The organism is Streptomyces sp. HUAS MS02, from assembly GCF_055702265.1.
In genome coordinates, this window is the sequence record NZ_CM146747.1 from 1,558,232 (window position 1) to 1,571,207 (window position 12,976).

The window sequence follows — 12,976 nt, forward strand, 5'->3', positions numbered from 1 at the left end:
GGCAGCACCGGAGACAGCACCTGAGACCGCCCGTCGGAAGCCGCTCGACGGGCGGTCTCGCGTGTCGGGCACCCGCGGCGCCCAGGGCAACCGGGGCACCCGCGCTCAGACCGGCTGCCCGATCGGCCGTACGACCACGGTGTTGATGTCCACCCCGGCCGGCTGGCGGATCGCCCAGACCACGGAGTCGGCGATCTGGTCGGCGGTGAGGAGATGGCCGGGCGGCAGGCTGCCGTAGCTGTCCCAGAACGGGGTCTCCACCCGGCCGGGCGCGATCAGGGTCACGCCGACGCCCCACTCTGTGACCTGCCGCCGGGTGTTCTCGGCGAGCCCGGTGACCGCCCACTTGGTCGCCCCGTAGATGTTGCCGGGGCCGTGGATGAAGCCCGCGACGCTGCCGACCAGCATGATCCGCCCCCGGGTCTCCTTGAGGGCGTCGATGGAGGCCCGGATGAGCAGGGCCGGGCCGAGCACATTGGTCAGCACCATCTCCGACCACCCGGACGGATCACCCTCGGCGACCGTGTCGTGGGTGCCGAACCCGGCGTTGGCGAGGACGGTGTCGATCCGCCCGAACTCCTTGAGCGTGGCGTCCACCGCCGCCTGTACGTCCGTGTACTCCGCCGCGTGCCCCGGCACGGTCAACAGCCCCTCCGGATCGCCGAGTTCGGCGGCGAAGTCCCGCAACCGGTCGGGCCTGCGCCCGGTGACGGCCACCCGGTGGCCGAGGTCGAGCAACTGCCGGGCGACAGCGGCTCCGATACCGCTGGATCCGCCGGTGATGAGCGCCACTGGAGCGTCGGTCATGAGATCCCCCTCTTGGTTCCGCATGGTTCCGGCCGACCGGGTGGGCTCCGGCCGACCTGCGGAGTCCATCACTTGGAGCACTCTCGAAGTCAAGCGGCGCCGGACCAGGGGGACTTCGCCGCGACGCGCTCCGTCACCGCCGAGCCACATGCACCGTCTGGGCCGCGAGGACGAAGAGGTCCGTGCGGTGGTGCAGGCTCGCCTTGTCGTCGGGGTCGAGGAGGCGCTCGACCGTCGAGAGGTCGGCGGCGTCGAGGAACTCGGCGAGCATGCCCCGGGCGCGCTGGAACTGGCCCACGGCGTAGGCGCGGGCCGCTTCCGGGACCGGGGCCGGCAGGTCCAGCAGGAAGGTGCGGGACGTGACGTCGCGCAGGCCCACGGCGGTGAGCAGCCCCGGCCAGTCCTCGGTCTCCGCGACGCTCCCGGGCACCGCCCCCCGCATCTCGGTGAACCACCGGTCCTCCGCCGCGTCGATCCGGGACTGCAGCCCGGGGCGTCCGATGCCGATGTCACGCGGCAGGAACCGGCTGGGCAGCCCGCCCTCGACGAGGGCCAACGTGCCGCCGGGCGCCAGGCGTTCGGCGAAGGCGGCGAGGGCGGCGCGCTGGTCGCCGAGGTGGTGCAGGCTGCGGCTGGCCCACATCAGGTCGGCAGGGTAGTCCAACTCTCCTAGTCCGTCCGGGAGTTCGGCCTCCAGGGTGGCGAACCGGTCCGCGAGGCCCAGCTGTTCGGCACGGGCACGCGCACGCTCCAGCAGCGGCCCCGAGCCGTCCAGTGCGACGACCCGGGCGCCGGGGAACTCCTCGGCCAGCAGACAGCTCACCACCCCCGGGCCGCTGCCGACGTCGACGACCAGCCCCGGCTCGGGCCGGCGCATGGCGACCCAGGCGGCGGCACGCCGGTTGAGCGGGTCGAACAGTTCCGCCTGCTCCACGAGGTGCTCGGCCAGTTCGGCCCAGTCCAGATCGGTGTGGTGACCGTGAGCGTGGCCGTGGTCCTGCCCGCACCGGTGTCCGGGGCGGTGCGGATCCTGGCCGTGGTCGTGCTGTCCCATGACGGTGAGCCTCTCTTCCGGGTGGCGTCAGCCTGCTCCGACGCACCGGACGACCGCCACCTTTCTTGCCGTATCGGCAAACCGCCCGTGCCGATTCCGTCCGGTCAGCCCTGCTCCGCGGCCCGGTACACACAGACGTTCGCGCCGGTGCCGCTGGTGGTCGTGGAGACCAGTTCCAGGGTGTGCTTGGCGCCGTCACCCGGGAAGATCGTCTTTCCGCCGCCGAGGAGCACCGGCATGACGATCAGCACGAGCTCGTCGACGAGCCCCTCCCGCAGGAGGGTGCGGGCGAGCGTCGGGCTGCCGATGACCAGCAGGTCGCCCCCCTCGGCCTCGCGGAGCTTGCGGATCTCGGCGACCGCCTCCGCGCCCGGGACGAGCGTGGTGTTGTTCCAGGTCAGCTCGGATTCGGTGAGCGTCGTGGAGACGACGTACTTGCTGATGGAGTTCATCCGGTCGGCGAACGGGTCACCCTCACGGTCGGGCCACGCCTCGGCCATGGCCTTCCAGGTGCGGCGGCCGTACAGCAGCGCGTCGGCCTTCTCCAGCGCGGCGTCCCAGGCGCCGCCCACGACCTCCGGGTCGAAGAACGGGTGGGTCCAGCCGCCGTGGGCGAACCCGCCGTCGGTGTCCTCGTCGGCACCGCCGGGCGCCTGCACGACACCGTCCAGGCTCATGAACTCGCAGATCACGATGCGCATGGGGTTCTCTTCTCTCTCACTGTCACGGGCTTACGGCTCTACAGACCGCCGCGCCGCCCGGAACTCATCGCATCCACCCACCTCCCTCATCGTGACGTGGCTCACATGGGCATGCCACCGGTCCGCCAGGGGGTGGGGGAAGAGGGACTGACCCCTGGCGGACCGGTTCATGCGAGCGGACTCAGAGCGCGGGGTACGCGTTCTGCATCAGCTGCTGGAACTGGGCGGAGAACCAGTGCCCGGAGAGCGGCGCGTTCGGCAGGGCGCCGGACATGTTGTTGTTGTTCCGCGGGTTGCCCGTGTACGTCGGGTCGCACATGCGGTCGAAGCCCTTGCCCTCGTCGTTCGGGATGGCGGAGCTGGCCCCGTCGGACTCCCCCGGCGGCTTCATCCACACATAGGCGTCGATCCCGGCCGCCGGAGAGGCCTTCGGACGCTCACCGAGACCGGCTCCGGACTGGTTGCACCAGTTGCCCGTGTTGAGGCGGCGGTCGTAGCGCCCGCCGTCGATGTAGGTGTCGACGCTGGTCGTCGCGCCCGGTCCGGTGGGCCGTGCGGTACCGCCCCAACCGTTGCGGGAGGTGTCGATGAGCATGCCGATGTTCGAGTTGAAGCCCGCCGAGACCGCCTGGGTGCGGAAAGCCTGGGCGAAGGACAGCTCGTCGACGTAGCGGTTCCAGTCCAGCCACTTCGACTCACGGACCGACTTGCCGGCCACGGTGTCGTTGATGGTGAAGTTGTTCTCCTTCAGCGCGCTGTAGTTCGCCGTGTTGGTGATGAAGCCGTGGACGTCGTTCACCGTGGCGCCCTCGGCGGTCGCCGCCTCCTTCATGATGGCGGCGGAGGGGGCGAAGTTGTCGTCCCAGCCGAGCCAGCCGTGGTGGCCGGCGTCGACGTAGTTGTAGACGTTGGGGACGTCGCCCAGCTTGTTCAGCGCGTACCCGACACCCTTGACGTAGTTGCCGTTGGCCTTCATCACGTCGCACTGCGGCACGGCCGTCGGGCGGCTGCCGGTGTTGGTGACGAGGTTGGGCAGCGAGTCGATCTCGACCGTGGTGACGATCCGCAGGCCGGCGTACTTGGGGTCGGCGAGGATCGCCTTGATCGGGTCGATGTACTGCGTCTTGTACTTGTCGATCTCCGTGGGGCCCAGCTCGCCGTTGGAGGCGAGGGCCGAGCAGTCACGGCCGGGCAGGTTGTAGATCACCAACTGGACGACGAGCTCGCCCGAGCCCTTCTGCCGCAGCGCCTCGTCGAGGTGGGCCCGCAGGCCCATCTTGCCGCCCGTGCCCGCGATGGCGGCGGAGCGGTCCAGCCAGACGCCCGTCGGCTGGTTGGAGATCCGGCTGCCGCCCGGTTCGGCGGCGGCGTTGGCGGACCACTCGGGGTTCACGTACACCTTGGCCCCGCTGTACGGGTTGTCCACCCTGCTGCCCGGCGTGCCGGGGCCCGGATCGGTGCCGCCCCCTCCGCCGTCGTCGACGTTGCAGGTCACGCCGTCGAGCGTGAAGGTCGTCGGCAGCGCGTTGGTGCCGCTGTAGGAAGCCTGGAAGCCGAAGCTGACCGAACCGCCGGTGGCCAGCGTGCCGTTGTACGTCTCGTTGGCCGCGGTCACCGACGTACCGCTCTGGGTGATCCGGGAGTTCCACCCGCTGGTGACCTGCTGGTTGCCCGCGTACGACCACTTCACGGCCCACGAGGACTTCGCGGCGCTGTTGTTGGTGATCGTGACGGCGGCGGTGAAGCCGGTGGACCACTGGTTCTGCACCTTGTAGTCGACCGTGCAGGGGATCGCCTGGGCGCCGACGTCGTCGGGCACCGCGGCGACGGCGGTCCCGGCGGCGCCGGCGACCAGCGCCAACGCCGCGAGAAGTGCTGTTCCGGTACGGCTCATGAGTGCGGGTTCCTCTTCCGTAGTGGGGTGTACGAGGAGGAGTCGTCGCGCTGTCGCCGAGGCGAGTAAAAGACCTGAACGCTGGGGGTGTGCGCGGAGCGTCCCTCGCGGCTCGGGCGCGCCTGGGGCGAGCGCGTCGACTGATGGAACCGCTCCCACTGGTGCTGGTGAAGGTAGCGCCAAGTGACGGTAAAAGACAGGGGTGTTGCGTTATTGCGCTCAATGAATTGAGTCTGCCTGATCGAATCTTTTCGACTCTTCAAACACCTTGACCCCTTGGGGCCTCCTCCTCAATATGGGAGCGCTCCCACTGGTTCAAGGCTTGTTGTTGCTGCTCCGCCCCCACCTTCGTTAGAGCCGCACGGAAGGAACCAGAGCATGCACCCCAGACCTAGGCGCCGTGCCACGCGGCGTCTGTGGACCGCCGTGGTCGCGGCCCTCGCCCTCCCCCTGACGATGCTCGCCACCGGGTCGACCACCGCCAACGCGGCGGCAGTCGCCTGCAACGTCGACTACAAGACCAACGACTGGGGCTCGGGCTTCACCGCCGAGCTCACGATCAGCAACCGGGGCACCGAGGCCATCAGCGGCTGGACCCTGACGTACGACTACGCGGGCAACCAGACGCTCACGGGCGGCTGGAGCGGCACCTGGTCGCAGTCCGGGAAGACCGTGACCGCGCGGAACGCCTCCTGGAACGGCACGATCGCCGTCGGGGCCGCGGTGACCACGGGCGCCCAGTTCACGTACAGCGGCACGAACACGGCGCCGACCAGCTTCGCGATCAACGGCACCGCGTGCGTGGGCGCGCACCAGCCGCCGATCACGGTGCTGACCAGCCCGGCGCCGGGCGCGGTGTACTCGCAGGGCACGGCGGTCCCGATGGCGGCCACCGCCGCCGCCGCGGACAACGCGACGATCACCAAGGTCGAGTTCTACGACGACACCACGCTGCTGGGCACGGACACCACCTCGCCGTACACGTACTCCGCCACCGGGCTGAGCGTGGGCAGTCACTCGCTGGTGGCCAAGGCGTACGACAGCCTGGGCGCGTCGGCGAACTCCACACCGGTCGGCATCACGGTCGCCTCGGGTCCCGCCGTGGTGGTCTCGCCGACCCAACTGGGCGTCCGCCAGGGCCAGTCGGGCACGTACGACGTGAAACTCTCGACCCAGCCGTCCGGCAACGTGACGGTGACGACCGCGCGGGCGTCCGGCAACACCGGTCTGTCGGTGACGGGCGGCGGGTCGCTGACCTTCACGCCGTCGAACTGGAGCACGGCCCAGAAGGTGACGATCTCCGCGAACGCCTCCGGCACCGGCTCGGCCGTCTTCGACTCGACGGCGACCGGCCACGCCAAGGCCTCGGTGACCGTGACCCAGCTGGCCGCGTCGAGCGAGTACGACGAGCGGTTCCTGGAGCTCTACGGCAAGATCACCAACCCGGCGAACGGCTACTTCTCCCCCGAGGGCATCCCGTACCACTCGGTGGAGACGCTGATCGTCGAGGCGCCGGACCACGGCCATGAGACCACCTCGGAGGCGTACAGCTACCTCCTGTGGCTCCAGGCCATGTACGGCAAGGTGACGGGCGACTGGTCCAAGTTCAACGGGGCCTGGGAGATCATGGAGAAGTACATGATCCCGACCAAGCCCGACCAGCCCACCAACTCCTTCTACAACGCCTCCAAGCCGGCGACGTACGCCCCGGAGCACGACACCCCGAACGAGTATCCGGCGCAGCTCAACACCAATGTCTCGGTCGGTCCGGACCCCATCGCCGCCGAGCTGAAGAGCGCCTACGGCACGGACGACATCTACGGCATGCACTGGCTGCAGGACGTGGACAACGTCTACGGCTACGGCAACTCGCCCGGCAAGTGCGAGGCGGGGCCGACCGACACCGGCCCGTCGTACATCAACACCTTCCAGCGCGGGCCGCAGGAGTCGGTGTGGGAGACCATCCCGCAGCCCACCTGCGACCAGTTCAAGTACGGCGGCCCGAACGGGTACCTGGACCTGTTCACCCGTGACGCGTCGTACGCCAAGCAGTGGAAGTTCACCAATGCCCCGGACGCCGACGCGCGAGCCGTGCAGGCCGCTTACTGGGCGGACGTCTGGGCCAAGCAGCAGGGCAAGGGCGCTGACGTCGCCGCGACCATCGGCAAGGCCGCGAAGATGGGCGACTACCTGCGCTACGCGATGTACGACAAGTACTTCAAGAAGATCGGAAACTGTGTGGGGCCGACCACCTGCCCCGCGGGCACCGGCAAGGACTCCGCCCACTACCTGCTCAACTGGTACTACGCGTGGGGCGGCGCCACCGACACGGGCGCCGGCTGGGCCTGGCGCATCGGCTCCAGCCACACGCACGGCGGCTACCAGAACCCGCTGGCCGCCCACGCCCTCGCCAACTACGCCCCGCTGAAGCCCAAGTCGGCGACCGGGCAGGCGGACTGGGCCAAGTCCCGCGACCGGCAGATCGAGTTCTACCGCTGGCTGCAGTCCGACGAGGGCGGCATCGCGGGCGGCGCCACCAACAGCTGGGCGGGGCGGTACGCCACTCCCCCGGCCGGGACGCCGACGTTCTACGGCATGTTCTACGACGAGAAGCCGGTGTACCACGACCCGCCGTCCAACCAGTGGTTCGGCTTCCAGGCGTGGTCCATGGAGCGGGTCGCCGAGTACTACCAGCAGACGGGCAACGCGGCCGCGAAGACCGTGCTGGACAAGTGGGTCGACTGGGCGCTGTCCAAGACGACGATCAATCCGGACGGGACGTACCGGATTCCGTCGACGCTCCAGTGGTCGGGCGCGCCCGACACATGGAACGCGTCGAGTCCCGGCGCCAACGCGGGACTTCACGTCACCGTCGCCGACTACACCGACGACGTGGGTGTGGCCGCCGCGTACGCCAAGACCCTGACGTACTACGCGGACCGCTCCGGTGACGCCGACGCCGCCCGGGTCGCCAAGGCGCTGCTCGACGGCATGTGGGAGCACCACCAGGACGGGTTGGGGGTCGCGGTTCCCGAGACCCGGGCGGACTACAACCGGTTCGACGACCGGGTGTACGTGCCGAGCGGGTGGACCGGGCGGATGCCGAACGGCGACACCATCAACTCGACGTCGACGTTCGAATCCATCAGGTCCTTCTACGAGGACGATCCGGCCTGGTCGAAGATCGAGGCGTATCTGGCCGGCGGGGCCGCGCCCTCGTTCACGTACCACCGGTTCTGGGCCCAGGCGGACATCGCCCTGGCCATGGGTTCGTACGCGGAGTTGCTGGAGTAGCACCGCGAAGGACGTCTGACAGCCGCGGACCGTTCGTGGCTGGTCGCGCCCACGCGGCGGAGCCGCACAGTAGACACAGCCCCGCGCCCCTTCGGGGGCGCGGGGATCCTTCCCCCCACAGTCAGGAGAGGACCCCCGCTGTGCGAAGAACCCGCATCCTCACCGCCGTCCTGGGCCTCGCAGCCGGCCTTCTCGCCGGATCCCCACCCGCGTTGGGCGCCGACAGGGCCGAGAAGTCGGTGGCCGTCGCCGCCGACACCTACACCTGGAAGAACGCCCGGATCGACGGCGGCGGCTTCGTCCCGGGCATCGTCTTCAACCGCAAGGAACGCGACCTCGCGTACGCCCGCACCGACATCGGCGGCGCCTACCGCTGGGTGGAGTCGTCCAAGACCTGGACCCCGTTGCTCGATGCCGTCGGCTGGGACGACTGGGGTCACACCGGTGTCGTGAGCCTCGCCTCCGACCCGGTCGATCCGAACAAGGTGTACGTGGCGGCCGGGACGTACACCAACAGCTGGGATCCGGGAAACGGGGCGATCCTGCGGTCGTCGGACCGGGGGGCCAGCTGGCAGAAGGCGCATCTGCCGTTCAAGCTGGGCGGGAACATGCCGGGCCGGGGCATGGGCGAGCGGCTGGCGGTGGACCCGAACCGCAACAGCGTGCTGTACCTGGGCGCGCCCAGCGGGAAGGGGCTGTGGCGTTCGACGGACTCGGGGGTCACCTGGTCGCAGGTGACGAACTTCCCGAACGTCGGCAACTACGTGGCCGATCCGTCCGACACCAGCGGCTACTCCAGCGACAACCAGGGCATCGTCTGGGTCACCTTCGACGAGTCGACGGGCACCGCAGGGAACGCCACGCGGACCCTGTACGTCGGGGTCGCCGACAAGGACAACGCGGTCTACCGGTCCACGGACGCGGGGGCGACCTGGTCACGGCTGGCCGGGCAGCCGACCGGCCAGCTGGCCCACAAGGGCGTCCTCGACACCGCGAACGGCCATCTGTACCTGTCGTACAGCGACAAGGGCGGGCCGTACGACGGCGGCAAGGGGCAGCTGTGGCGGTACGCGACGGCGACCGGCACCTGGACGAACGTCAGCCCGGTCGCGGAGGCCGACACCCACTACGGCTTCAGCGGGTTGACCGTCGACCGGCAGGACCCGGGCACGGTCATGGCGACGGCGTACAGCTCCTGGTGGCCGGACACCCAGATCTTCCGTTCCACGGACAGCGGAGCCACCTGGACCAGGGCCTGGGACTACACGTCGTACCCGAACCGTGCCAACCGCTACACCATGGACGTCTCCTCCTCCCCCTGGCTGACCTGGGGCGCGAATCCGTCGCCGCCCGAGCAGACACCCAAGCTCGGCTGGATGACCGAGGCGCTGGAGATCGACCCGTTCGACTCGAACCGGATGATGTACGGGACCGGCGCGACGATCTACGGCACGGAGAACCTGGGGAACTGGGACAGCGGCAGCCAGTTCACCATCAAGCCGATGGTGCGGGGGCTGGAGGAGACGGCCGTCAACGACCTCGCCTCTCCCCCGTCCGGAGCGCCGCTGCTGAGCGCGCTCGGAGACATCGGCGGCTTCCGGCACACGGATCTGACGAAGGTCCCGTCGATGATGTTCACCCAGCCGAACTTCACGACGACGACCAGTCTGGACTTCGCCGAGTCGAACCCGAACACGGTCGTGCGCGTGGGGAACCTGGACTCCGGTCCGCACATCGCGTTCTCCACGGACAACGGCGCCAACTGGTTCGCCGGGACGGACCCTTCGGGGGTCAGCGGCGGCGGTACGGTCGCGGCGGCCTCGGACGGCGGCCGGTTCGTGTGGAGTCCCGAGGGCACAGGGGTGCGGTACACGACCGGGTTCGGCACCGCGTGGTCGGCGTCGAGCGGTATCCCGGCCGGCGCGATCGTGGAGTCCGACCGGGTGGACCCGAGGACCTTCTACGGCTTCAAGTCCGGCAAGTTCTACGTCAGCACGGACGGCGGGGCTACCTTCACCGCGTCGAACGCGACCGGGCTGCCCAGCGGCGACAGTGTCCGTTTCAAGGCGCTGCCCGGGGTGAAGGGCGACGTCTGGCTGGCCGGTGGCGCCACCGACGGGGCCTACGGGCTGTGGCACTCGACGGACGGCGGCGCGAGCTGGACCAAGCTCTCCGGCGTCGAGCAGGCCGACACGATCGGCTTCGGCAAGGCGGCGACGGGAGCCTCGTACCAGACCCTCTACACCAGCGCCAGGATCGGCGGTGTGCGCGGCATCTTCCGCTCGACGGACCAGGGCGCGACCTGGACCCGGATCAACGACGACGCCCACCGGTGGGGCTGGACGGGCGCGGCGATCACGGGTGACCCGAGGGTGTACGGGCGGGTCTACATCGCGACGAACGGACGCGGGGTCATCTACGGCGACTCCTCCGACACCGGCGGCGGGGGCGGCGGTACGGATCCGGACCCCGAGCCGACGGGGCCCTGCGCGGTGACGTACAAGATCACCAATGAGTGGCCGGGCGGCTTCCAGGCGGACGTGCGGCTGTCCAACACGGGCACGAGCGCGTGGACCGGCTGGTCGCTCGGCTGGACCTTCCCGAGCGGCCAGCGCGTCTCCCAGATCTGGAACGCCGCCCACACCCAGACGGGGTCGGCGGTCACCGCCCGGAACATCGGCTGGAACGGCACGGTGGCGGCCGGTGCGTCGGTGAGCTTCGGCTTCACCGGAAGCTGGTCGGGGACGAACGGCAAGCCGACCGCGTTCAAGCTCGGTGACCAGTCCTGCACGGTGACCTGACACCCGCGCAGGACGAGGAGAGGGCGCGCGCCCGGGTCGGCGCGCGTCCTCTCCGTACCCTGTGCACGTGGAAGGTCGAACCGCGTACACCCTCCCCTGTCGACATGTTCATGCCGAGCACAGAAGGGCATCCCAGAGTGTGTACGCACGGCTCGCCCGGAGACCTTCACAGAAGGAGCCCCTGTGCCGAACCACAGCCGCGTCACGCGCCGACTGAGCATGAAGACCGCCCTCGCCGCGGCGGCTCTGCTGCCCTTGTCCCGTACCACCGGACTGTCCGGCGCACCCGCCGTCGCGGCGGTGGAGGAGAAGAAGGAGAAGGCCATCGCCGGCCCGCCCCTCGCGACCATGTCCTTCAATCTGCGCTACGCGAGCACCGTGCGGCCCAACAGCTGGGCCGTGCGCAGACCGGTGATGCGGGCCCTGCTGCGGCAGGAGGCACCCCATGTCATCGGCACCCAGGAGGGCCTCCACCAGCAACTGCGCGACATCGAGGCCGACCTGGGGACGGACTACCGCTGGATCGGCACCGGCCGCGCGGGCGGCAACCGCGACGAGTTCATGGCCGTCTTCTACGACACCCGCCGGCTCGCGCCCGTCGAGTACCGGCACTTCTGGCTCTCCGACACACCGGAGGTGCCCGGGTCGAACACCTGGGGCGGCGGCTCCATCCGGATGGTCACCTGGGTCCGGTTCCGTGACCTGAAGGACGGCGACAGACAGTTCTACGTCCTCAACACCCACCTCGACAACCTCAGCCAGTACGCCCGCGACCGCGCCGCGGCCCTGATCGCCCAGCGCATCGCCGGGCTCGACCGGTCGCTGCCCCTCGTCGTCACCGGCGACTTCAACGTGGCGGCCCACCGGAACACGGTCTACGACACGATGCTGGGCGCCGGCCTCGTCGACACCTGGGACGCGGCACCCGAGCGCAACGACCTCTACGCGACGTTCCACGGCTACCGCCCGCTGACGCCGGGCGGCGACCGCATCGACTGGATCCTGACCACCCCGGGCATCACGGTGCTCCGGGCGGCCATCAACACGTTCGCGTCGAACGGCCAGTTCCCCAGCGACCATCTGCCGGTGCAGGCGTCCGTCACGCTGGGCTGACGAGCGCGCGGGAGTCCGTGGGCGGGCGCGCCGATGAAGAAGCCGGTGTGCGGGGCTGGTTGCAGGCCGCGTTCTGCCCGGCCGGCCCCGTGCGGCCCGTCGGGTCCGTGCAGCGGGGTCTGGAGTTGCGGTGGTCGGCGGAGAAGCTGCCGACCACCGTCCCCGCCCCGTCGACCGTGCCGTCCGCCGTCTTGGCGGCGGGCTCGGCGTCCGTGGTGCCTGTGCGGGTGCCGCACGTGACGAACCTCCAGAAGGGGCGGACGGGTTCCGCTCCTTCAGTCGCCACCGGTCCCGGCCACGTTGCCGTACCTTTCGGCCAGTTCGGCCACGGTCCGGGCGATCCTGTGGCGCAGTTCGACCGGTTCCAGCACCTCGATGTCCGTGCCCAGCCGCAGGAACTCACCGTGCGCGTGCCCGACCGACTCGACGGGCACCCTCGCCGTGGTCCAGCAGTCTTCGGCGGTGCCGCCTTCGACGGGCACGGCCCTGGGCAGCGTCACGCCCGGCGCCAGCCGGACCAGCGCCTCGCCCCGGTGCAGCCGGGCATGGAAGTCGCGCTGGTACGCCGCCCAGTACGCGGCGAGGTCGAAGCCGTCCGGGCGGGTGAACTCCTCGTCGACGGCGTCGGGTTCACCAAGTCCATCGGGGTCATGGGGTTCTTCGGGTTCGAGGATGTCGAGGATCTGGTCCACGCGGAACGTACGTGGTCCCGGGCCCGCGACGACGTACCAGCGGCCCGCCTTGAGGACCAGACCGTACGGTTCGAGGCGGCGCCGTACGTCGGTCGGCTCGGCCCAGCGGCGGTAGAGGACGTGCAGCACCCGGCCGCTCCAGACCGCGTCGGCGACGACGGGCAGGAAGGGGGTGTCGTCGGCCTCCGCGTACCAGCCGGGGGCGTCCAGGTGGAAGCGGTCGGCGACCCGGTCGGCGTGGGCCCGCAGCTCGGCGGGGAGGGCCGCGCGGACCTTCAGCCGGGCGGCGGCCAGCACGGCGCCGAGGCCCAGGTCGGCGGCGGGCCCGGGGGCGCCCGCGAGGAACAGGGCCTCGGCCTCGTTCCTGGTGAGCCCGGTGAGGCGGGTGCGGTAGCCGTCCAGGAGGCGGTAGCCCCCGGCGTGGCCCGCGTCGCCGTAGAGCGGGACCCCGGCCGCTCCCAGCGCCTCCACGTCCCGGTAGACCGTGCGGACGGAGACCTCCAGCTCCTCGGCGAGCTCGGCGGCGGTCATCCGCCCCCGGGTCTGGAGCAGCAGCAGGATGGAGACGAGTCGGCTGGACTTCACTGACACAGGATGTCAGTGAAGCGGTCCTAACGTGC

General features: G+C 70.3%; 8 protein-coding genes and 1 pseudogene. 3 read left to right on the forward strand and 6 right to left on the reverse strand.

What is annotated here, in order from left to right; all coding sequences use genetic code 11:
• Positions 1-105: 105 nt before the first annotated feature.
• The 4 genes from ACZ9QC_RS06710 to ACZ9QC_RS06725 all read right to left on the reverse strand — a co-directional run bounded on the left by ACZ9QC_RS06710 (position 106) and on the right by ACZ9QC_RS06725 (position 4,456).
• Entirely contained in the window at positions 106-807 is a 702-nt protein-coding gene (locus tag ACZ9QC_RS06710; RefSeq protein ID WP_472919284.1) for an SDR family oxidoreductase, read from the reverse strand.
• Between the two features lie 133 nt (positions 808-940).
• Positions 941-1,861, reverse strand: coding sequence for a class I SAM-dependent methyltransferase (locus tag ACZ9QC_RS06715; protein ID WP_472919285.1), 921 nt, complete (start codon positions 1,859-1,861; stop codon positions 941-943).
• A 104-nt stretch (positions 1,862-1,965) separates the two neighbouring features.
• Positions 1,966-2,562 carry a dihydrofolate reductase family protein gene (locus ACZ9QC_RS06720; protein ID WP_472919286.1) on the reverse strand — a complete coding sequence of 199 codons (597 nt, stop codon included), beginning with the start codon at positions 2,560-2,562 and terminating at the stop codon, positions 1,966-1,968.
• A 181-nt stretch (positions 2,563-2,743) separates the two neighbouring features.
• Positions 2,744-4,456 carry a glycoside hydrolase family 6 protein gene (locus ACZ9QC_RS06725; protein WP_472919287.1) on the reverse strand — a complete coding sequence of 571 codons (1,713 nt, stop codon included), beginning with the start codon at positions 4,454-4,456 and terminating at the stop codon, positions 2,744-2,746.
• Positions 4,457-4,834: 378 nt separating this feature from the next.
• Here ACZ9QC_RS06725 and ACZ9QC_RS06730 point away from each other — a divergent pair, with 378 nt between their 5' ends.
• The 3 genes from ACZ9QC_RS06730 (at position 4,835) to ACZ9QC_RS06740 (ending at position 11,664) form a co-directional block, all read left to right on the forward strand.
• Positions 4,835-7,750, forward strand: coding sequence for a glycoside hydrolase family 48 protein (locus ACZ9QC_RS06730; protein ID WP_472919288.1), 2,916 nt, complete (start codon positions 4,835-4,837; stop codon positions 7,748-7,750).
• A gap of 140 nt (positions 7,751-7,890) precedes the next feature.
• The gene (locus tag ACZ9QC_RS06735) at positions 7,891-10,551 is read left to right on the forward strand and encodes a cellulose binding domain-containing protein (protein ID WP_472919289.1); all 2,661 of its coding nucleotides are present in this window, start codon (positions 7,891-7,893) and stop codon (positions 10,549-10,551) included.
• Between the two features lie 183 nt (positions 10,552-10,734).
• A complete protein-coding gene (locus ACZ9QC_RS06740; RefSeq protein ID WP_472919290.1) occupies positions 10,735-11,664 on the forward strand; it encodes an endonuclease/exonuclease/phosphatase family protein in 930 nt (309 codons plus the stop codon).
• A 121-nt stretch (positions 11,665-11,785) separates the two neighbouring features.
• Here the strand turns inward: ACZ9QC_RS06740 and ACZ9QC_RS06745 are convergent.
• Positions 11,786-11,884 (reverse strand): annotated as a pseudogene (locus tag ACZ9QC_RS06745) (rhamnogalacturonan lyase family protein); the annotation flags it as partial.
• A gap of 55 nt (positions 11,885-11,939) precedes the next feature.
• Complete coding sequence (locus ACZ9QC_RS06750) at positions 11,940-12,941, reverse strand: helix-turn-helix transcriptional regulator (protein ID WP_472919291.1); 1,002 nt, start codon at positions 12,939-12,941, stop codon at positions 11,940-11,942.
• Between the last annotated feature and the right edge of the window lie 35 nt (positions 12,942-12,976).

Excerpts from the sequence above, each read along its gene's own strand:
- ACZ9QC_RS06710 (WP_472919284.1), bottom strand. The coding sequence starts at position 807 with ATGACCGACGCTCCAGTGGCGCTCATCACCGGCGGATCCAGCGGTATC.
- ACZ9QC_RS06715 (WP_472919285.1), bottom strand. The coding sequence starts at position 1,861 with ATGGGACAGCACGACCACGGCCAGGATCCGCACCGCCCCGGACACCGG.
- ACZ9QC_RS06720 (WP_472919286.1), bottom strand. The coding sequence starts at position 2,562 with ATGCGCATCGTGATCTGCGAGTTCATGAGCCTGGACGGTGTCGTGCAG.
- ACZ9QC_RS06725 (WP_472919287.1), bottom strand. The coding sequence starts at position 4,456 with ATGAGCCGTACCGGAACAGCACTTCTCGCGGCGTTGGCGCTGGTCGCC.
- ACZ9QC_RS06730 (WP_472919288.1), top strand. The coding sequence starts at position 4,835 with ATGCACCCCAGACCTAGGCGCCGTGCCACGCGGCGTCTGTGGACCGCC.